This is a genomic window from Bradyrhizobium sp. LB14.3 (genome assembly GCF_040547985.1).
Classification (GTDB): Bacteria; Pseudomonadota; Alphaproteobacteria; order Rhizobiales; family Xanthobacteraceae; genus Bradyrhizobium.
On record NZ_JBEPQT010000006.1, the window covers coordinates 152507 to 172174 of the forward strand.

17 protein-coding genes and 1 pseudogene are annotated in these 19668 nt (G+C 62.0%); 9 read left to right on the forward strand and 9 right to left on the reverse strand.

The window, feature by feature from the left end; genetic code table 11:
- Positions 1-96 precede the first annotated feature (96 nt).
- Positions 97-1647, forward strand: coding sequence for an undecaprenyl-phosphate glucose phosphotransferase (locus ABIB00_RS14925; RefSeq protein ID WP_354104863.1), 1551 nt, complete (start codon positions 97-99; stop codon positions 1645-1647).
- A 169-nt stretch (positions 1648-1816) separates the two neighbouring features.
- Positions 1817-3073, forward strand: a complete 1257-nt coding sequence (locus ABIB00_RS14930) for an O-antigen ligase family protein (protein ID WP_354104864.1) — start codon at positions 1817-1819, stop codon at positions 3071-3073.
- On the opposite strand, the gene ABIB00_RS14935 is transcribed toward ABIB00_RS14930, so the two are convergent.
- The gene (locus ABIB00_RS14935) at positions 3042-3518 is read right to left on the reverse strand and encodes a MarR family transcriptional regulator (RefSeq protein ID WP_354104976.1); all 477 of its coding nucleotides are present in this window, start codon (positions 3516-3518) and stop codon (positions 3042-3044) included. The genes ABIB00_RS14930 and ABIB00_RS14935 overlap by 32 nt on opposite strands.
- 146 nt (positions 3519-3664) lie before the next feature.
- Between ABIB00_RS14935 and ABIB00_RS14940 the strand changes: the two genes are divergently transcribed.
- Entirely contained in the window at positions 3665-4861 is a 1197-nt protein-coding gene (locus tag ABIB00_RS14940; protein WP_354104865.1) for an FAD-dependent monooxygenase, read from the forward strand.
- Positions 4862-4998: 137 nt separating this feature from the next.
- Here ABIB00_RS14940 and ABIB00_RS14945 read toward each other — a convergent pair whose 3' ends face one another.
- From ABIB00_RS14945 to ABIB00_RS14955, 3 genes are read right to left on the reverse strand one after another with little or no spacing between them, the layout of a single operon-like run.
- Positions 4999-6177, reverse strand: a complete 1179-nt coding sequence (locus ABIB00_RS14945; RefSeq protein ID WP_354104866.1) for a saccharopine dehydrogenase family protein — start codon at positions 6175-6177, stop codon at positions 4999-5001.
- 9 nt (positions 6178-6186) lie between these two features.
- On the reverse strand, positions 6187-6969 hold the full coding sequence (locus tag ABIB00_RS14950) for a DUF169 domain-containing protein (protein ID WP_247349396.1): 783 nt from the start codon (positions 6967-6969) through the stop codon (positions 6187-6189).
- 57 nt (positions 6970-7026) lie between these two features.
- Positions 7027-7794 (reverse strand): YdcF family protein, encoded by a 768-nt coding sequence (locus ABIB00_RS14955; RefSeq protein WP_354104977.1) that lies wholly within the window; start codon positions 7792-7794, stop codon positions 7027-7029.
- Between the two features lie 164 nt (positions 7795-7958).
- On the opposite strand from ABIB00_RS14955, the pseudogene ABIB00_RS14960 reads away from it, so the two are divergent.
- The 3 genes and pseudogenes from ABIB00_RS14960 (at position 7959) to ABIB00_RS14970 (ending at position 9860) form a co-directional block, all read left to right on the forward strand.
- Positions 7959-8899: pseudogene (locus tag ABIB00_RS14960) on the forward strand (acetamidase/formamidase family protein).
- A gap of 199 nt (positions 8900-9098) precedes the next feature.
- Entirely contained in the window at positions 9099-9296 is a 198-nt protein-coding gene (locus ABIB00_RS14965; RefSeq protein ID WP_007603456.1) for a hypothetical protein, read from the forward strand.
- A gap of 72 nt (positions 9297-9368) precedes the next feature.
- Complete coding sequence (locus ABIB00_RS14970) at positions 9369-9860, forward strand: GcrA family cell cycle regulator (protein ID WP_354104867.1); 492 nt, start codon at positions 9369-9371, stop codon at positions 9858-9860.
- Between the two features lie 263 nt (positions 9861-10123).
- Here ABIB00_RS14970 and ABIB00_RS14975 read toward each other — a convergent pair whose 3' ends face one another.
- Positions 10124-11653 carry a porin gene (locus ABIB00_RS14975; protein WP_247349399.1) on the reverse strand — a complete coding sequence of 510 codons (1530 nt, stop codon included), beginning with the start codon at positions 11651-11653 and terminating at the stop codon, positions 10124-10126.
- A 405-nt stretch (positions 11654-12058) separates the two neighbouring features.
- Here ABIB00_RS14975 and ABIB00_RS14980 point away from each other — a divergent pair, with 405 nt between their 5' ends.
- Complete coding sequence (locus ABIB00_RS14980; RefSeq protein ID WP_354104868.1) at positions 12059-12565, forward strand: MarR family winged helix-turn-helix transcriptional regulator; 507 nt, start codon at positions 12059-12061, stop codon at positions 12563-12565.
- A gap of 10 nt (positions 12566-12575) precedes the next feature.
- Here the strand turns inward: ABIB00_RS14980 and ABIB00_RS14985 are convergent, their stop codons facing one another.
- The 3 genes from ABIB00_RS14985 to ABIB00_RS14995 form a co-directional block, all read right to left on the reverse strand.
- Positions 12576-13688, reverse strand: a complete 1113-nt coding sequence (locus tag ABIB00_RS14985; RefSeq protein ID WP_354104869.1) for an alpha/beta hydrolase family protein — start codon at positions 13686-13688, stop codon at positions 12576-12578.
- A 264-nt stretch (positions 13689-13952) separates the two neighbouring features.
- Complete coding sequence (locus tag ABIB00_RS14990; protein ID WP_354104870.1) at positions 13953-14924, reverse strand: SDR family NAD(P)-dependent oxidoreductase; 972 nt, start codon at positions 14922-14924, stop codon at positions 13953-13955.
- Between the two features lie 146 nt (positions 14925-15070).
- Positions 15071-15979: a dihydrodipicolinate synthase family protein gene (locus ABIB00_RS14995; protein WP_354104871.1), complete on the reverse strand. Its 909-nt coding sequence runs from the start codon at positions 15977-15979 to the stop codon at positions 15071-15073.
- Positions 15980-16356: 377 nt separating this feature from the next.
- Here ABIB00_RS14995 and ABIB00_RS15000 point away from each other — a divergent pair, with 377 nt between their 5' ends.
- Positions 16357-16524 carry a hypothetical protein gene (locus tag ABIB00_RS15000; RefSeq protein WP_354104872.1) on the forward strand — a complete coding sequence of 56 codons (168 nt, stop codon included), beginning with the start codon at positions 16357-16359 and terminating at the stop codon, positions 16522-16524.
- Between the two features lie 368 nt (positions 16525-16892).
- On the forward strand, positions 16893-18596 hold the full coding sequence (locus tag ABIB00_RS15005) for a P-loop NTPase fold protein (protein ID WP_354104873.1): 1704 nt from the start codon (positions 16893-16895) through the stop codon (positions 18594-18596).
- A 291-nt stretch (positions 18597-18887) separates the two neighbouring features.
- Here ABIB00_RS15005 and ABIB00_RS15010 read toward each other — a convergent pair whose 3' ends face one another.
- Positions 18888-19427 carry a hypothetical protein gene (locus ABIB00_RS15010; protein ID WP_354104874.1) on the reverse strand — a complete coding sequence of 180 codons (540 nt, stop codon included), beginning with the start codon at positions 19425-19427 and terminating at the stop codon, positions 18888-18890.
- Between the last annotated feature and the right edge of the window lie 241 nt (positions 19428-19668).

The following is a 19668-nucleotide window of genomic DNA, read 5'->3' on the forward strand; positions in this document are numbered from 1 at the left end:
AATCTTCCGATTTGTTCGATACTCGATGTGCCAGGGGATGCTCGCCCGGGGCGCAAGGACGCGTCCCGCGGGTTTTTGGAATGGACGTGGACGCCCGTGGAACCGCTCAACGCACGCTCGATGCTCGATGCCGCGACCAGCGCCGCGGCGGACCCGGCTGACCCGCCCTTTGTGGAGCGCCGCCGCCGACTCTCGCCCGCCGCGCTGGACATCGTCAACCAGAAGGTCGCCCGCGCCTATTCGCCGATCGTGATCACCGGCTTCGTCCGCCTAGCCGATTTCGCGCTGCTGAGCCTCGTCGGCATCGCGCTCTATCTCGGCTATGTCATGCCGCTCGCCGGCTCCTTCAGCTGGGTTTATCCCGCGCAAATCATCGCCGTCGCGATCTCCGCCGTGGTCTGCTTCCAGGCCGCCGACATCTATCAAGTGCAGCTGTTCCGCGGTCAGCTCCGGCAGATGACGCGGATGATCTCCTCCTGGTCGTTCGTCTTCCTGCTGTTCATCGGCATCTCCTTCTTCGCCAAATTCGGCAGCGAAATATCGCGGCTGTGGCTTGCCGCCTTCTACTTCCTCGGGCTCGCCGCGCTCGTCTGCCAGCGCCTGGTGCTGCGCTCGCTGGTGCGCGCCTGGGCGCGCGAGGGCCGGCTCGACCGCCGCACCATCATTGTCGGCTCCGACCGCAACGGCGAACAATTGGTCGAGGCGCTGAAAGTGCAGGAGGATTCCGACATCCACGTGCTCGGCGTGTTCGACGACCGCAACGACAGCCGCGCGCTCGATACTTGTGCCGGCGCGCGCAAGCTCGGCAAGGTCGACGACATCATCGAGTTCGCCCGCCGCACCCGCGTCGATCTCGTGCTGTTCGCGCTGCCGATCTCCGCCGAGACGCGCATCCTGGAGATGCTGAAGAAGCTCTGGGTGCTGCCGGTGGACATCCGCCTCTCCGCGCACACCAACAAGCTGCGCTTCCGTCCCCGCTCCTACTCCTATATCGGCGAGGTGCCGACACTGGACGTGTTCGAGGCGCCGATCACCGACTGGGACCTGGTGATGAAATGGTTGTTCGACCGCATCGTCGGCACCCTCGCGCTGCTCGCGGCCCTGCCGGTCATGGGATTGGTGGCGCTCGCGGTGAAGTTCGACAGCCCCGGCCCGGTGCTGTTCCGGCAAAAGCGCTTCGGCTTCAACAACGAGCGCATCGACGTCTACAAGTTCCGCTCGATGTACCATCATCAGGCGGATCCGACGGCCTCGAAGGTCGTGACCAAGAACGATTCGCGCGTCACCCGTGTCGGCCGCTTCATCCGCAAGACCAGCCTCGACGAGCTGCCGCAGCTCTTCAACGTGGTCTTCTCCGGCAATCTCTCTCTGGTCGGCCCGCGTCCGCATGCGGTGCAAGGCAAGCTCCAGAGCCGCCTGTTCGACGAAGCCGTCGACGGATATTTCGCCCGCCACCGGGTCAAGCCCGGCATCACCGGCTGGGCTCAGATCAACGGCTGGCGCGGCGAGATCGACAACGAAGAGAAGATCCAGAAGCGCGTCGAGTTCGACCTCTATTACATCGAGAGCTGGTCGGTGCTGTTCGATCTCGTCATTCTGCTGAAGACGCCGATGTCGCTGCTGACCAAGAACGAGAACGCGTATTGAGCTGAGTTTCTCCGTCATGCTCCGCCTTGTCCGCAATTGCGTACTGGGGCGAGGCATCCAGTACGCCGCGGCGCCGCTATAGAGCCTCGCTGTCTCGGAGTACTGGATCGCCCGGTCAAGGCGGACGATGAGAGCGTGTTTTGTGGCGTACCGATAGCGTGAGCGTGTGATGGCGTATGCGGCGACAGCGGGGGAGATGAATGCAGCGGTTCGCGCTGCGCCCGGCGTGCTGGCCCTTCAGCGTGCGCTGGTGTGGCTGGTCGGCGCCTCCGGCGCGATTGTCTTCATCGAGCCGAGCCCCTACGAGATCGTGACGCTGCTGGCCACTGTCACCTTCTTCGCCACCGGCCTGCGTCTGCGGCTCGCCCTGATGCCGCTGGTGCTGATGCTGGTCCTGCTCAATGTCGGCTACACGATCAGCGCGATCCCGCTGTTCGAACAGTCCGAGGTGGTGAGCTGGATTGCGACCTCCTGGTACATGGCGGTGACGGTCGTGTTCTTCGCCATGGTCACGTCGGAGGACACCACGGCCCGGCTCGACATGCTCCGCCGCGGCCTCGTGATCGGCGCGATGGTCGCCTCGCTGTCGGCGGTCGCCGGTTACTTCCACCTGGTCCCCGGCGGAGACGACCTCCTCACACTTTACGGACGCGCGCGCGGCACGTTCAAGGACCCGAACGTGCTCGGCGCCTTCCTGATCCTGCCAGCGCTTTTTTCCCTCCAGAGCGTGGTTTCCGACAAGCTCGGCAAGGCGTTCCGCAACGTCATTGCCTTCGGCATGATGTCGCTGGCGATCCTGCTCGCGTTCTCCCGTGCCGCCTGGGGCGGGCTGGTGCTGACATCCGCCTTCATGCTGGCGCTGATGGTGCTGACCAGCCGCACCAACGCGCAGCGCTCGCGCATCATTGTCATGGCGATCCTGGCCGCGGTGCTGGGCCTGGCGCTGATCGCGGTGTTGATGTCGTTCGATTCCATCGCCGAAATGTTCAAGCAGCGCGCGAGCTTCGACCAGAGCTATGACGAAGGCCGGTTCGGCCGGTTCGGCCGGCACATCCTCGGTGCGGAGATGGCGCTCGACCTGCCGTTCGGCATCGGCCCCCTGCAATTCCACCGCTTCTTCCCCGAGGACACCCACAACTCCTACCTCAACGCCTTCATGTCCGGCGGCTGGCTGTCCGGCATCTGCTATCCTGCGCTGGTCTTCACGACCGTCATCATGGGTATCAGGCACATCTTCGTCCGTGTGCCATGGCAGCGCGCCTATCTCGCCGTCTTCTCCGCCTTCGTCGGCACAGTCGGCGAAAGTTTCGTGATCGACACCGACCACTGGCGGCACTTCTGGATGATGCTGGGCGCGATGTGGGGCATGATCGCGGCCGCGCAGATCTACAAGACTAGGGCTGGCGACGAAGCTTCTTCAGCTTGAGATCGGGGCGCTTCTCCGGCGGCGTGTCGAGCAGGCCCTTCAGCGCCGCGGTCGCCGCGAGCACGCCCTTGTAGCCCTCATTGGCGAAGCGTAGCAGCAGGCGCAATTCCGCGTCGGAATAGCCGCCAAAAACCTTCTCCATCGCCTGCTGCATCGGCACGTAGAACTGGCCGATCCGTTCTATCGCCTCCGGCACGACAGCAATGAAGACCTTGCGGCGATCGGCATCGTCGCGTTCCCGGCGCACCAGGCCAGCCTTTTCGAGCCGGTCGACCACGCCGGTGATGGCGCCCGTCGTCAGGCCCGTGACTTCGGCGAGCCGGCCGGCGGTGACGCGGCCTTCGAGATACAGGATGTCCATGCATTCCAGGTCGGAATTGGCAATTCCGGCAACGTTCGCAACCGTCTGGCCATAGAGCACGCCCTGCGCGGACGATCGGCGCATCGCCTCCTCGAGCCCCTGCAACAGCGCAGCGCGCGCCTTCGTCCTTGACAAGGCCGACCTCATATCTTAGTCGATATATATCTTAGTCACTAAGAGATTTAGCGACCTTAATTCTCCTAGCACCACGGAAACGTCGGGAGCAAGCCATGTCCAACCGTCCCCGCAAGGCCCTGATCATCGGCGCCGGCATCGCCGGCCCCGTCGCCGCGGTCCTGTTGCGCCGCGCCGGCATCGAGTCCGCGATCTACGAGGCCTGGCCCTATTCGAAAGGCATCGGCGGCGGCCTTCAGATCGCACCGAACGGCATGCAAGTCATGGACGAGATCGGCCTTTCGAACGAGCTGATCAGCCGCGGCTCGATCGCGGAGTCGTTCGACTTCTATTCGCAAGGCGGAGAGAGACTCGGCTCGATCAATCGCGACATGGCGCGGCGCTTCGGCCAGCCGGCGGTCAATGTCTGCCGCGCCACGCTGAACGAGATGCTGATCGACAAGGCCTGGTGTGCCTGTGTGTCGCTGTATTTCGAGAAGGGCCTGATCAAGATCGAGGACCGCGGCGACCAGCCGATCATCGCCTATTTCGCCGACGGCACCACCGCCGAAGGCGACTTCCTGATCGGTGCTGATGGCGTGCACTCGGTTGCACGGCGCCAGGTCGTGCCGGACGGACCGCAACCGTTCGACACCGGACTGATCGGCTTCGGCGGCTTCGTTCCGCACACCGTCCTCGACGGCCGGCCGATTGGCCGGAACGTCGAGACCACGTTCGGGCAGAGTGGCTTCTTCGGCTACGGCTATTGCAGTCCCGATCCGAACGACGGCGTGATGTGGTGGAGCACGCAGCCCGCACACGGCATGGACGCGGCGATGTTCCGCGCGCTCGACCCCGCGACACTGAAGCAGCACCTGCGCGGCTTCCATCGCGGCTGGCATGATCCGATCCCCGCCATCATCGACGCGGCCGAGAACATTGTGGTCACCGACACGCTCGACGTCGCGACCCTGCCGACCTGGTCGCGCAAGCGCTCGCTGCTGATCGGCGACGCCGCGCATGCGACCAGCCCGCATGCCGGCCAGGGCGCCTCGCTCGCGCTGGAGGATGCGATGCGCCTCGCCCGGCTGATGCAGCAAGGCCAGGAGCTCGGCGCCACCTTCCAGGCCTTCGAGGCCGAGCGACGCCCGCGCGCGGAAAAGATCGTCGCTCTGGCGCGCCGGAACGGCAACAGCAAGCGCGAATTCAGCGCCACCGGCGCTTGGATCCGCAATCAGATGATGAAGTGGCTGCTGCCGCTGGGTTCGAAGAGCATGGAGTTCATGTACGCGTACGACGCGCGGGCGGTGTAGTTGCGAACGCTGTCATGCCCGCGAAGGCGGGCATCCAGTACGCCGCGACCTCTCGATTCGATCAGTGCCATCTCTGGGATACCGGATCGTCCGATCAAGCCGGACGATGACACCGCGATTGCGGCAAGTGACCGCCTCTATCTCTCCACGGCGAATGTCAGCCCGGCGTGCTCGACCAGCCGCTTGATCAGCTTGTGCTGCATCGCTGCGCCCGGCGTCCAGAAGCCCGCGGCGACGTCTGTCGCGTCACGCAGCATGCAGATGGCGCATTCGGAGATCATCTTCGAGGTCGAGCCGTAGCCGGGATCGCGGTCGCCGGTGACGCCGGCGCGAACCATGCGGCCATCGGGTGCGATCGCGATATAGAGCAGGTCGAAGAGACCGTTTTCGCGCTCTTCCTTCGACGGCCCCTCGCCCGGCTTCGGTGCGTCGGGGCCGGTCTTGCCCGCATTGGCCGCCATCACGAGCTTGGCGTTGGCCTCGCCGTTCTCGCCGGGGCCGGTCAGGACCATCTCGTCGTAGACGAAGTCCTGGCCGTAGGGGAAGCCCATCAGCATGTTGGAGCGATGGACGTTGCGCGTGTTGATCAGCGCCATCGTGAACGGCGCGGCCCAGGATTGCAGGTCCTCCTCGAGCAGCGACCTGTTGCCCTTCGGCTGCTTCGGGCCGGTGAAACCCGGTGTCAGCGCGAACGGATCGTTCAGGATCGTGATGAGGCTGATGTCTTTGGCAACCGCATCGAAGGTCGCCTTCGCGCTCGCCGCGGTGCCGCCCGAGAGCGTGCCGCGCATATCGCGCACGCGACCTTTCACGCGCGACGCCGGTGCGCCGAACATGCGCTTGGCCTCTTCCTGCACGAAGAACGCACCGAGCTCGAACGGCACGGAATCAAAGCCGCATGAAAATACGATGCGCGCGCCGCTCTCTTTTGCAGCCGCCTCGTACTTGTCGATCATCTGGCGCATCCAGATCGGTTCGCCGCAGAGATCGAAATAATCCGTGCCGGTGGCGACGCAGGCCGCGAGCAGTTCCTCGCCGTAGAGCTGATACGGACCGACCGTCGTGATCACCGACATCGTCCGTTCCGCCATCGCCTTCAGCGAAGCCGCGTCGGACGCATCCGCGACAATCAGCGGCGTGTTCCCGGGCGCGCCGACCGCATCGCGTACCGATTTCAGCTTGCCAAGGCTACGGCCTGCCATCGCCCATTTGAGCGTCTTGTCGCTCTTGTAATGCTGGGTCAGATATTCGGCGACGAGCTGACCGGTGAAACCGGTCGCACCGTAGACGATGATGTCGAATTTCGCAGAGCTCATGGTCGGCCTTTACTTCTTCGCGTAACTCACGCCCATGCCGGCACGGACGTCGCTTTGAATACCGTAGGGCGGGATCGGATAGCGCAGGCCGTTCTTGGCCAGCGCCTTCATGCCCAGAACCGCCTTGGCGAGATGTTCCGGCTTCAATGCCATCAGCATCTCCTCGTCGGGCACGCCGCCATAGCGCCGTTCGGCATAGCATGGCAAGGACAGGCTGGGCTCACCGCTTTTGAGCGCCCGTCCCCAGGAATCCGCGCACGCGGTCTCGCCGACGACACCCCATTCGAACTTCTTGTAGCCGGTATATTGCAGCCCGTTGATCAGGATGATCATCTGTCCCGGCGTGGCGTAGACGAGGCAGATGTCGGGCGGATCGAGCCGGCCGCTGGCGAGCGGGCTGACCGCGAGCGCCTGGTACCGACCGAACGGAACGACGTCCAGCGCCTCCTGGCGTTTGCGCGCGTCCTCTGCCGTGCCGTGCCAGACCCCGACATAGTTTTCGCCGGCGAGCCATTTCTCGTCCTGCGGTGCAAGGCCGATCACGGCGCGGCATTGCGCGCCGACGAGATCGTCGCCGGTAATTCCGACGGTCCAGCCGAGCCGCGAGGCCATGCTGACGATCTGGTCTGTGGTGTGGACCGCGTTCGGCCGCCGGATTTTCGGGATCGCCTCCATCTCCGCGGTACGCGCGAACAGCTTCATGCCGATCACCGTGGTCTTCAGCCGCAGCAGGCTGTTGAGATCGGCGACGAGGCCGGCAAGATCGATGCTGTCTGCACTCTGCTGTTGCATGGCGTCCTCCCGGCCGGCGGTCGCGCGCCGGCGCTATTTATTGTTTCTTGAACGGTTCTAGTCCTTCGCCGGTCCCGGGAGCAACTCGCTAGTCCGGCCCATCAGGCGGTAGGCAACGAGCCCGATCCATTCGCGCACGGCCACTTCGGTCCTGGCAAGACCGTCGCCGCCGACATTGGTGAAAGAGAGGAGATCGTCACGCCCGCCCATTCGCCAGTCCACGGGATAGGCTTCGACGTCAAATCCGGCCTCGCGGAAGATCCCCATCGCGCGCGGCATGTGAAAGGCCGACGTGACCAGGAGCCAGCGTTCGCCCGGCTTTGGCGATACCAATTTCCTGGTGAAGATCGCATTCTCCCAGGTGTTGCGGGAATCGCGATCGAGAATCAGGCGATCCTTCGCGATGCCGAGGCTTTCGAGGATCGGCGCGGAGTAGTCGGCCTCCCTGGAATCGGTTTCGACAAGATTCGCAGTGCCCCCGGTGAAGACGATGCGCGCATTGGGATAGCGGCGCGCGAGCCCGGCCGGCGCAAACAAGCGATCGGCCGCGTGCGAAACGACTGGCGTGCGATGCGCCGCCGACAGATCCGTGTCGATGGAGCCGCCAAGCACGATGATGCCGTCGGGCGCGCCGCGCGCCGGGTCCCATGCCGGAAACCGCGATTCCAATGGATAGAGCAGCAGATTACCGAGCGGCGAGAACGCAGCCAGTGCCAGCAGCACCAGCGTGGTCACGGCGAGCTTGCGGCCGAGCGCGGAAAAACGCGTCGCCATCAGCAGCAGCGACAGGATTCCCAGCTCGATCAGGAGATTGATCGGCAGCAGCGCGGTGCCGATGGTCTTGGAAAGAACGAAATACAGGGGAGCCTCGCTGGAATGATCGTGCCATGTGCGGGCTTGACCAGCCCGTCCATCTTCAGAAATCTTCTTGAAAGAGGATCGATCACCCGGTCAAGCCCTGGCTCGATGAAACCGGACGGACAAGCCACATGCCCCATCACCACCTGCATTCCAGCCCCGAAACCTGCCATTGGGGCTTCTTCGAAGCTGCGCTCAAGCCCGTCCTCACCATCGCGAGCGGTGACGAGGTGACGGTCGACACCATCAGCGGCGGCCCTGACATGCTGCCCGACCGCAGCAAGTTTCACATTCCGCCCGAGATGTTCGAGGTTCATGCCAAAAGCGAGCGCATGCTCCCCGGCCATATCCTCACCGGCCTGATCGCGATCGAAGGGGCCGAGCCCGGTGACGTGCTCGCGGTCGAGATCCTCAACGTCCAGCTCCGCCAGGATTGGGGCTGGAACATGATCAAGCCACTGTCCGGCACCTGCCCGACGATTTCCACGAGACGCGCATCCTGAACATCCCGCTCGACCGGTCGCGGATGGTCGGCCGCATGCCGTGGGGGCTCGACCTGCCGCTCAAGCCGTTCTTCGGCGTGATGGGCGTTTCGCCGCCGCCGGCCTGGGGCCGCATCTCCTCGCTCGTTCCGCGCGTCATGGGCGGCAATCTCGACAACAAGGAGCTTGGCGCCGGTGCGACACTCTATCTGCCGGTATTCGTTCCCGGCGCGCTCTTCTCCTGCGGCGACGGCCATGCCGTGCAGGGCGACGGCGAGGTCTGCGTCACCGCGATCGAGACCGCACTCCAAGGCCGCTTCCGCCTGACGCTGCGCAAGGACCTCAGGCTCGATTATCCCCGCGGCGAGACGGCGACGCACTACATGACCATGGCGATGGACCCCGATCTCGACCAGTGCGTGGTGCGGGCGCTGCGCGATATGATCGTGTTGCTCGGCGAGAAGCGAAACCTGTCGCGCGAGGACGCCTATACGCTGTGCAGCCTGGCGGCCGATCTGCGGGTGACCCAGACCGTCAACGGCTGCAAGGGCATCCATTGCATGATCGAAAAGGCGATCGTGCACGGCTGATCCGGCCCGCCCTTTCTGACCCATCGACGCCACACCGCCGCCCGGCCTCTCGGACGGCGCGTTGCGCCATGCCGAACTTCCCCAGCGATTCCAATGGGCTGACGCTTCGGCCGAAGCCGGATTTGACTTCCACCTCCAAACCTAAATAGACTCTTAATCGTTACTTTTATGTACCCGCGTATGAGGCTAGCGTTTAGGCATGGCCACCGAAAAAGCCGAGACTGACCGCATTCCCGTAACCTTGGCGCTCTCGACCATCACCTATCTGGAGAAGCTGGTGAGACAGGGCACCCACGGCACCAGCGTTCCCGGCGTCGCACGTACCTTGATCGAGGAAGGCATCCGTCTCGCCATCAAGGACGGGCTTTTGTCGATTCGCGACAATGGCAGGACGTGAGCGCGCACTGGGCGTGAGGCGGACGGATCTCGAGAGGCGGATGGCCGACATCTGCAACCTGGGACCGCTACAATGCCTGTTCTCTCACCGACTTCTTCACAGACCTGGACCGACGAACGAATCGAACTTCTGAAACAGCACTTCGAGGCCGGCCTCTCCTGCCGCGAGATCGCCGCCGACATCGGCGTCAGCCGCAACGCCGTGATCGGCAAGCTGTCCCGCCTGAATCTGACGCGCGGCCGGACCATCGACGACCGCAAGGTACAGAACAGGGGCACCGCGCCGGCGCGCGCGCCGCGGACCGTGCCGCGGCTGCAATACGAGATGCTCGCCACGATCTATGGCGACACCGGCGCGCCCGTAGTCACCGGCCCGATCGACGATGCCAATCGCTGCTCGCTGCTGGAGCTTGCCGAGAACCGCTGCCGCTGGCCGATCTCCACGCCTGGCGCAGACGATTTCTGCTTCTGCGGCAACTCCGCATCCGACGGCCAGTCCTATTGCGCCGGCCACAGCCGCCTCGCCTACCGGCCAAACTCCCGGGCGCGCGTGATGCGCAGCTGAGCCGTGCCCAAAAACGAAAAACCTCCGGCAGGGCATTGCCGGAGGTTTCTGGAGGCTTAGCATCACGCCAAGAGCCGCAACTTTCGTAAATCGGCTACAAGCCATATAGCTTAGTAACTCAGGTAAGTAAATAAGTTTGGGCCGGTCGAATCGCATGGCTCGTCTTCGTCGTCCGCACGGGCTACCGGATTTTCCGAAAGCCCATCTCGTAAAAAGCCCCGGCGGTTTCCCGCCGGGGCTAGTTCAGATCCGAAGACCTTAGCTTACCAGTTGCGCTGGGCGCGCAGCAGCAGGCTGTAGGTGTCCTGGTCCTTCAGCTCGTATGCAGCCGCCGGCTTGGCAACGCTTGCCAGCGTCGGCGCCGTGATCGTTCCCGAGTACTTCTGGTCGAGGTGGCTGTAGACGAAGTCAGCCGAGAAGGTCAGGTTCTTGACCGGCGTCCAGCGGGTGATGACGCCGATCTGGCCAATGTTGAAGTCCGGGTTGCAGGTACCGGTCAGCGAAGCAAACGCAGCGCTTCCGCAGATCAGGCCCTTGGCCGTGCCGCTGTAGTTGACCGCAGCCCACGCACCATAGAGCGCCGAGTTCCAGTACGGGTTCCAATTGTGGGTGTAAGCACCACGGAAGCCGTAGGTCTTGGTCAGCTCGAGGCCGCCGCCGGCACCGAACACCGCATCAGACACGCCGGCGAAGCCGATGCTCTGATACGCGGAGCTCGAGCTGCCGAACATCGAGTAGCTGGTCGCTGCCAGCTCCTGGAAGTTGTAGCGGCTCGCGCCATCGGTATAGACGCCCGAAATGTTGATCTGGTCGCCCGCGCCCGTTGGAATGTTCTTGATCGACAGTGCGAGTTGGACCGCCCAGCCCCATTTGTCCTCGGGATGACCGGTGGCTTCGGTTGCGCCGTAGTAGCCGACATGGTTGTCGTGTGCGGCAACCGATGCCTGGAACAGGCCCCAGGCCTGGTCGACGCGGACCATGCCAACGATGTCGGGCGCAGTGGTGCCACCGAGATCGTTCGCGCCATAAGCTCCGCCGAGAACGCCGGCCGTGGACATGGCGGCTGTGTTCCAGACGTTGGTCTGGAAGGCCAGCGACTGGTCCTGCGCCGAGATTGACGCCGTCACGCCCTGACCGAAATCGGCAGTGTAGGTGAACTGATTGACACCGTTGGTGGTGCCGCTGCCGCCGACGAGCTGGTCGAAGTTGTTGCCGGGATAGTTGATCCAGGGCGCGTCGAACTGCGACACGGACTTACCCATGGTGAAGCCGGCGAACTGGATGAAGGCGTAGTAGACGCCGAGCGAACCGCCCGAGATCGTGCCTGAACTTGCGTTGTTCGGCGCAGACACACCGGTACTTCCGAGTTGCGAGTAAACGGTCGCACCCGGCGTCGTGCCGCTTCCCGTATAAATGTCGGTCGTCCAGGTGAACACCGCGTCAAAATAGGTACGAACCACGCCGTACTCGGTCGCGGTACGCGTATCGATGTTGAGGTCCTCGCGAGCGCGAGTCGAGTAGTAGTTCGCCAGACGGTTGTTCGCAGCGGCAACACTGCTATACGCGCCGCTGTAGTTGCCGCCCGCATTGAGCGCAACTTCAGCACGCAGGTAGCCGCCGAGCTTGATGCAGGTATCGCTGCCCGGGATATAGTAGAATCCCGCGCCGTACAGCGTGCAGATCTTCACGTACTCGACCGCCTTGGCCTTGACCGGAAGATCAGCCGCCTGAGCTCCACCGACGGCGATCAGACCCGCCGCAGTGCCGAGCAAAAGGCTCTTCACCATTTTCATTTAAAACCTCCAAGTTGCTCATTTTACGGAGACTGGACCGTGAGGCCCCCCAGATCCCCGTCTCTAAATCCGCTCGGCCGCTTCGCGCTTTCGGACACACCCGCTTTCGACGCGAGGGACGTGAGCGGACCACCTGCAACGGGACGATCGAGTACCCCCCACCGTCACGGATCAATATGCATCCGCTGTTCCCTAATCAAAATAGTTTATTTAGTCAGCCTTATGGGTTTCACTAAACCTGTGCCCCGCGCGCAACACCGGGAGGAAGCGATTCAGCTGAGCAGATCATGTTTGTAGTTTTAGTGACAAAATTAGGTTGCTCTGCACTTGCGTCAGGGCAGGCTTGCGTGGACTATGGCTTGCACGACACCGGCCGCAAACAAGTCAGATCACGGGAGTGACGCTGTGTCAGCCACGAGGAAAGAAGGGGCGCGCCTCCGCTCCATCGGCAATCTGGATATCATCAGGCGCTTCACCTGGGAGATATCGTCGATCAACATGTATCTGGAGGAGCTGCGTCAGTTCTGGGCGAGAACGCTCGGCATCAGCGGCCCGCAATGGCTGATCCTGATGGCGATCTCCGACCTCGACAAGGACGACGGCATTCCGGTCAACGTCGTCTCCAAGCTCCTCCACGTCGATCCCTCCTTCGTCACCACCCAGTCCAAGCTGCTCGAGAAGAAGGGCCTGTTGCGCCGTCGCCCCTCGCCGACCGACGCAAGGGTGGTCCGGCTGTCCCTGACCGAGAAGACGCAGAAGCACCTGGCGAGCCTCGACGAGCAGTACAAGACGATCAAGGAATTCGTCTTCCAGGAGTTCAACGAGAAAGAACTGACGGAATTCACCACCAAGCTCGCGATGCTGAAAACCCGTCTCGAAAAGGCCTGCGTCCGCCTGACCCTCGACTTCTGACGCCGACGTTCTAGATGCGCCCGGCGGCCCCGAGCCGCGATTCGAGCCAGTCGAAAATGTATTCATTGGCAAGGCTAGGATTGTCCGCATGGGCCTGCGCCGCGCCGGTTTCGGCCGCGGTGAACACCTTCAGCATGACATCCGAGCTACCGAGCCGGGACGTCCGTACGATCTGACGCGCCCGATCGGCCTTGAGCCAGCCGTCCTCGCCCAGCGTGATCAGCACCGGACAGTCGGCGCTGGACGCCATCAGCGGAGCATGCGGCACCGGGACGATGCTGACGTCGCTCATGGCGAACCGGCTGGCAAAGAAGGCCCGCTCGTGCAGATCCCACAGTCCGCCGTCGCAGACGGCGGCGGCAAGCCGCGGCTCCTGCAGCACCGCACGCGCCACGAAGGAAGAGCCCCAGCCATCGGCGACGATCGCGACGCGATCGAAATCGACGTCGCTGCACGTCTCCAGATAGTCCATGACGCACGGAATCGAACTCTCAAGATCACGGCGCCGCAACAGCGCGTCGAGATAATCGTCGCGCTGGTCGCCAAAGAGATCCAGCGCCAGCAACGAGAATCCGCGCTCGCGCGCATGCGGCGCGAGCTTGAACAGGAACTCCTCCTTGCGGTGGCCGGGCTCGCCGATGCAGATCACGGTCGGGGCACGCACTCTTCCCGACGGCGCGGGCAGGAAATAGCCCTGCAACGAATGTCCGTCGAGCCAGGGGATCGTCACGACTTCCCCGGCCGGGTCCCGCGCCGCGAGGAAGCGGCGGGCGCAATCCTGCATCGCGAGCACCGCGACCCAGCGGCGCTCGTCGGCCTGATCGAGCGGCATTGCGGCTGCACTGTAGTAATTCATGGCGCGGAGCCAGTTGCGCTGTGCGGTCGCCCTATGACCTTCGGCGAACGCGGCCTCGGCGCGATGCCGATTGGCCTGCGCCAGCTTCTTCCACTCGCGATGCCAGGACTGGTCTTCGCCCCGCTTCAGCTGCCGCGCGATCATCAGGCATTCCGCGATCGTGGCGCCGCCCTCCTGGGCCGCGGTGAGGAGCCGCGTGAATTCAGCGGAGATGTCCTCTCGCTCCGGGCAAAGCATCCAGTCGTCGGAGAGACATGCGGGTATCATCGGGAGCTACGCTCTGGTCATCGCCTTACACATCACTGACTAAACTATTTCAGTTCCCTGACCAAGCTGCCGTGCACTGAATGAGAGCCGTTCGAGATCACCATCGCTTGAACGCATGGAATGTGTCGCATGCGTGACATTCCAATTCGTCATAAGTGGCCGAGCACTGGCAAGAGGTGGCACGTAAAATGACCTGCGCGCCTCTTGCCATGATGATCATCATACTTATATCCGCGCGCTCGCCGACGGCCTCAGCAAGCAGCTTCAACCAAGCCGCCAGCCGACTTCCTGCGTAAAGCTTTCGTAGAAGGATCTTTCATAGGCGTGCTCCGGCGCAGCACGAACGCGCTCGTCAAGGCGCTTTGCGTCCTCGCCCACAAGAATGCGCCACTGCTCTGCCTTGACGCCGTCGAGGATAATCTTCGCGGCCTGCGCGGCGGTCGTCGGTGCATCCTCAAGGAAGCTGCGCGCGCGCTCGGCGAACACCGCCTGGATGTCGTCGTCCGACATCTTGTCAGCATCCGGAACGCCGGCCGCGACCATGCGCTTGCGGGTCAGCGCGACCTCGTCCGCATTGAGCCGCTCCGAGCCGTCGGTGCTCTGCACCTTGCGCGAGTTGGACACGATCGAGGTGCCGATATGGCCGGGCATCACCACCGAGCATTTGACGTGCGGCGCGTGCAGGCGGAGGTCGTTGATCAGCGCTTCGGTAAATCCCTTCACGGCGAACTTCGCCGAGCTGTAGGCGGTGTGCGCCTGCCCCATGCCGATCGAGGCCCAGAAGCCGTTGACGCTCGCGGTGTTGACGATGTGGGCCTCGTCCGCCGCGACCAGCATCGGCAGGAAGGTGCGGACGCCGAGATAGACGCCGCCCCAGCAGATGTTGAAGGTGCGCTCCCACTGCTCGCGCGTGTTGGTGAACAGGCTGCCGCCGCCACCGATGCCGGCATTGTTGAACAGGAGATGGATCCGGTCGGTCTTCTGCTGCTCGGCGAGCTCGTCGCGAAATCGCTTCAGATGATCCTCGATCGAGACGTCGGCGACATGGGTCGTGACGCGCAGGCCCTGCGGCAGTTTCTCGACCTCGCACAGCCGCTTGGTCTCGGCCATCGCGGCTTCCGAGACGTCGCACATGGCGACGTTGCAGCCCTCGGCTACGAGCTGCCGCGCGAGTTCACGTCCCATTCCCGTGCCGCCGCCGGTGATGACGGCGATCTTTCCTGCAAAATCCTTCATGGGACTTTCGGCCCCTCCCCTTGTCGGTATGTTTCTTCACAGCTAGCGCCGCGCGCATCGGAGCGCTCACAAAATGTAGCAGCGCCGCATCCGCAGGTAAAAGCGGATCGGCGCTGCCATGGTCGACAGTTATTTCGGGGCGCGGACTATTCGGCCGCTTCGACGCGCGCTCCGTTCAACGCGCCGAGACCGTCCAGCGCCTTGCGGACCGCCGCCTGCTGCGCGGGCGAGGCCTCCGGCATCGGCGCGCGCGGATAAGTCCTGGGCAACCCCTGGAGCGTCTGCGCATAGCGCGTGCAGGCCGGCAAATTGTCGGCGATCACAGCGTTCCAAAGCGTCAGCAGCTTCTTGTGCAGGTCGAGCGCGCGCGGATGGTCGCCCGCCTTTACCGCATCCCACAGTGCGACCGAGGCATGCGGCGCCGCGGTCAGGATCGCGGCGATCGAACCATGCGCCCCCAATGTGTAGGACGGATACATCAGCGCATCGACCGCGCTGTAGATCAGCTTGTCCGGCGCCATCATCATCAGGTCCGCGAACAGTTTGAGATCGCCTGCGCTCTGCTTGACGCCGACCACCAGCGGCACCTCGGTCATGATCCGCGTCAAGAGCGCCGGCGAAAGGTAGGACCACGGCACCACGTTGTAGATGATGATGGGCATGCCGGTCTCGTCGGCCATGGCGCGGAAATGCGCCACCATCGCCTCGTCGTCCGGCTTGAACAGGTAATGCACCGGCGTGACCTGGAGCGCGGCGACATTCATGTCGCGCACGAGCTTGCCGCGGCGGATCGCATCGCGCGTGGAATCGACGATGATGCCGGCGATCACGGGAATGCGTCCCTTCACCGCCGCAACCGTCGCTTCCATCAGGTCGCGATATTCCTCGTGATCGAGCGTATGCCCCTCGCCGGTCGAGCCGCCGGCCGCGACGCCATGCGCCCCGGCGCCGATCATCCAGTCGACCTGGGGCGCCACGAGTGTGGTGTCGATCTCGCCATCCTTGCGGAACGGCGTCGTCATCGGCGGAATCACGCCGGTCGGTCGTGCCTTCATGGTCTGTCCTCGCGTTTCCATAACGGTCCCGCTCTTTTGGCGAGGATCCGCACGAGCCGAGCCTATCGGCTGTGCAGGCCCTGTGAAGGGCTGCCCGCGCGGCGCTGCCCCCAGCATTCAACATCCCTGCGGTCATCCCTTCCCGGTTCCCCCTATTTGCCCGGCTTCGGTTTGGAGCAATTTTTCATAATCCGAAACGTTAAATGGGCTCCGGACGCTGGGTCAAGTCGGCCAGGCCAGCGTGTTGTTTGCGTCACAGGCTCTGGCACTCCGCTTGCATCCTCTTCGTGGTCAGAAACAACCGATGAGGTGACTGGAATGTTCGTGACCGTCGTTGCCGTGCTCTGCCGGCTGAGTGCAGTTGCATCGAGGAAATCGTGACCGACAGCAACATGACGACCGAGATGTCGATGATGCAGTGCGCGATCGGCGCACAGGCGCCGTTGGCGAAATGGATGGGCGAGCATCCGATCTACCACGCCAACTGGCGCCTCGATCGCTACAAATGCGTGCCGGGTCACTACGAGATCAAGGGCCACGCCTAAGGTCCCGCAAAACTACTGATACCAAGACTACGGATGAGGAAACGCCCCGGGGGTCGCATGGTCTCTCCGCGGGCAGTGCTTAGCGCCAGCCATTGCGGCAGCGCGCGCCATGTGACGACGATCACACCTTCCCCTCAAGCCACTGCATCCAGAATGATCGCACGCGCGCGTCGCCCCTCTGGCGTTGGCATCAGCGCGTAATTGTGGGCTGGTCGCGGAGATATGGCGGTGGGTGTTTGAGGTAGGGTCAAACCTGGACGGTTGCGCTCATTTGTGGACCGTTGCCTCACGATTGTTCGGCGCGGTGCTGACAAAGAAGATATTGTTGAGCTCAGCGAAAGTCTCTCAATTTGGACCCCAATTAGGCAATGACATCCACTGAAGCAGTAAAACGCGAGATCGAACGCTTCTTACGCTCTCCTGCCCCCGAAGTGCTGTGCATTACCGGATCGTGGGGCGTTGGAAAGACCTATACGTGGCAAACGATTCTAGATCGCGTTCGGAGCAAACATGAAACGGGACTGTCGCGACACTCTTATGTCTCTCTCTTTGGAATTGCCTCTCTCGAGGCAATGAAGACGGCAATATTCGAGAACTTAGAATTTCTGCTACCGGAAGGCAGCACAAGTCTTGAACGATTTCTCTCAGGAGGTAATGCGGCTTTTAAAGGCGGAAAGAAGCTGGCGGGCGCTCTCTCTGCCCTCCCCGTTCCTTATCTGGGTGGCGCATTATCGAAGGCGCAGCCGCTTCTATTCTCAGCGATCCGCAATCAAATCGTTTGCGTCGATGATCTTGAGAGGCGCGGCTCGATTTCGGTGAAAGATGTCTTTGGTCTAATCTCTTACCTGCGCGAACAGCGAGCGTGTAAAGCTGTGTTTCTGCTCAATCGGGCGCAACTGGACGATGCCGGACAGAAGCAGTTCGATGATTACTTTGAGAAAGTCATTGATACGCAACTCGTGCTTGCCCCGACCAGTGAAGAGGCACTTGGTATCGCGATCACTGATAGTGACGATCTATCCAGCCTCATTCGAGAACACTGCGAGAGGCTGAACATCTCGAATATTCGCGTTATCAAGAAAATCGAGCGTCTAATACGGATGCTCGACGAACAAATTCTCAGCCAATGCTCGCCTGACATTGTGCGTCAGATTGTTCACTCGATGGTCATGTTTGGGTGGCGCAAGCTGGATGCCGGAGCCGCACCGCCGCCGAGTTCTTACCTCATGCGTGGACAGTTCGAGCGGTACACTATGGGGCGCGGTGAATTCCAAGACGAAGAGCACGCTAGTGACGACCCAGAACGTGAGCGTTGGGACGTAGTTCTCGACGGTTACGGTTGGGGAATGATGGACGATCTTGATAATGCGCTCCTGAATTTCGTTGAAACGAGCCTCTTGGAGGCTGACGAGATATTGTCGAGGGCGAAAGAAGTCGAAAATGGCTTAGGTCAGCGGAAACAGATGGAAGCGTTTGAACAGTGCTGGCGTCCATTCCACGATAGCTTCAAGGATAACGAAGACGAAGTATCCGCGAGCATCGTTCATGGGATCAAAGACAATTTCGCGGTAGTATCGCGTCCAAACCTCGATGCAGCTATTTCGATACTTGAGGAAATTGGGCGCGATAGCGACGCGGCCAACTTGATCGACTACGCGTCGGCAAACGGCAGCTCGGAGTTTTGGACATCCGACGACCCTTTCCATCGCGGGGTGAAGAACGAGCGCATCCTCAAAGTTATCCAAGAGCGACGACGGGTAGCGCAGCCGACCCTCGATTTCGAGAATGCCTTGCGCACGGTGGAAAGCTTGAAGCGCGAGAAGCTGGCCTTGTTGGCGGCGGTACCCGTGGAACGATTTGAACAATTATTCAAAGACAGCTCTGGCGAAGAGCTGAGAAGCTACATTTATGCGCCTCTGGAATTGGGCAAGGTCGGAGGCATAAGTGACGATGCAAAGCGGATCGCGGCGAAGGTCAAGGAGGCTCTGAGGCGAATAGCGAATATGTCCAAGCTAAATGCAATCCGAGCGAGCAAATATGGCGTGTCACTAGACTCCGATGAGCCAGACTAGATGCTGGGCGATCAATCGAGCCGATGATGCCTCTCCGCCTACGGCGCCGCGCCACTACCGAACTAGGACCATTTTCGCGATGGCGACTCAGTGGCGTTTCGAAAGATTTCGAGAAAAAACGCTTTCGGCTAAGTCTTTGATCTGATTGATCGGCGTGAGAGGATTTGAACCTCCGACCCCCTAGTCTCCCAGGCGAGCGTTGATGACTGTTTTGGCTCGCTAATTTTGCAAACCGAGGGATTTTCTCCCTACTGGATACATTGCGCTTTTGACTTCGGCTGCAAACCGCATTTAAGGCCGCCTAACCTGACCAAACCCGCGGTATGCCTCCTCCTCGATCTGATCAAGCTTGGGGTTTTTGGTAACCCGCGGGTCTCCACGGCGTGCATCTCGGACATCCTCGATTCCAACTTTCGCGCGATCGCGAAGCGCGACATACCGCACGCCGGCGTACACCGTTAGCACCTGCCGGTATTCTTGATCCGCGATATCAAGGCACCGTCGTTTAAGCGCGAGATCTGCAATCGCCAGCCGAAATTGCCCGAGGCCCGAGGCGTCAGCATTCCCGCCAGCGATCGCGAGCATCGCAAAATCATTCTCCCACCGCGTAATCTCACGCTTAAAAAGCAGGTAGCTCGAATTGATTTTCACCGCCGCGGGATAGAGCGGGTCGCATGACGCATCTGGCCGCAACAGTGCCATATTCAGATCCGTCACCACCTGCGAGAGCAATTCATCGCTGGGCTTTGGCGCCGCCGTCTTTGAGGCCGCATTTGCATATTGCGGCCCTAGCGTCACCGCGGCCAGAAACAAAACCACACGAAACAACATCTCCCCTCCGCGAGACCCATCGGACCACAACTTATGGAACCCTGACAGCAACTGCAAATATCAAAAATGGTACTATTGTAGGGTTGTTTACGCAATAAAATTGCGCAATAATATTACGTATTCGGGCAACGCTCCGAAACAAATGCACAGTACAGAGAAATTTTCTTCGCTCGCCTGACCAGCGAGCCAACCTCTTGTGCTCATTTGTCTATCGCGACCCGCTTCAAATCTCTTCTCGGTA

Excerpts from the sequence above, each read along its gene's own strand:
- ABIB00_RS14930 (WP_354104864.1), top strand. The coding sequence starts at position 1,817 with ATGGCGTATGCGGCGACAGCGGGGGAGATGAATGCAGCGGTTCGCGCT.
- ABIB00_RS14935 (WP_354104976.1), bottom strand. The coding sequence starts at position 3,518 with ATGCGCCGATCGTCCGCGCAGGGCGTGCTCTATGGCCAGACGGTTGCG.
- ABIB00_RS14940 (WP_354104865.1), top strand. The coding sequence starts at position 3,665 with ATGTCCAACCGTCCCCGCAAGGCCCTGATCATCGGCGCCGGCATCGCC.
- ABIB00_RS14945 (WP_354104866.1), bottom strand. The coding sequence starts at position 6,177 with ATGAGCTCTGCGAAATTCGACATCATCGTCTACGGTGCGACCGGTTTC.
- ABIB00_RS14950 (WP_247349396.1), bottom strand. The coding sequence starts at position 6,969 with ATGCAACAGCAGAGTGCAGACAGCATCGATCTTGCCGGCCTCGTCGCC.
- ABIB00_RS14965 (WP_007603456.1), top strand. The coding sequence starts at position 9,099 with ATGGCCACCGAAAAAGCCGAGACTGACCGCATTCCCGTAACCTTGGCG.
- ABIB00_RS14970 (WP_354104867.1), top strand. The coding sequence starts at position 9,369 with ATGCCTGTTCTCTCACCGACTTCTTCACAGACCTGGACCGACGAACGA.
- ABIB00_RS14975 (WP_247349399.1), bottom strand. The coding sequence starts at position 11,653 with ATGAAAATGGTGAAGAGCCTTTTGCTCGGCACTGCGGCGGGTCTGATC.
- ABIB00_RS14985 (WP_354104869.1), bottom strand. The coding sequence starts at position 13,688 with ATGATACCCGCATGTCTCTCCGACGACTGGATGCTTTGCCCGGAGCGA.
- ABIB00_RS14990 (WP_354104870.1), bottom strand. The coding sequence starts at position 14,924 with ATGAAGGATTTTGCAGGAAAGATCGCCGTCATCACCGGCGGCGGCACG.
- ABIB00_RS14995 (WP_354104871.1), bottom strand. The coding sequence starts at position 15,979 with ATGAAGGCACGACCGACCGGCGTGATTCCGCCGATGACGACGCCGTTC.
- ABIB00_RS15005 (WP_354104873.1), top strand. The coding sequence starts at position 16,893 with ATGACATCCACTGAAGCAGTAAAACGCGAGATCGAACGCTTCTTACGC.
- ABIB00_RS15010 (WP_354104874.1), bottom strand. The coding sequence starts at position 19,427 with ATGTTGTTTCGTGTGGTTTTGTTTCTGGCCGCGGTGACGCTAGGGCCG.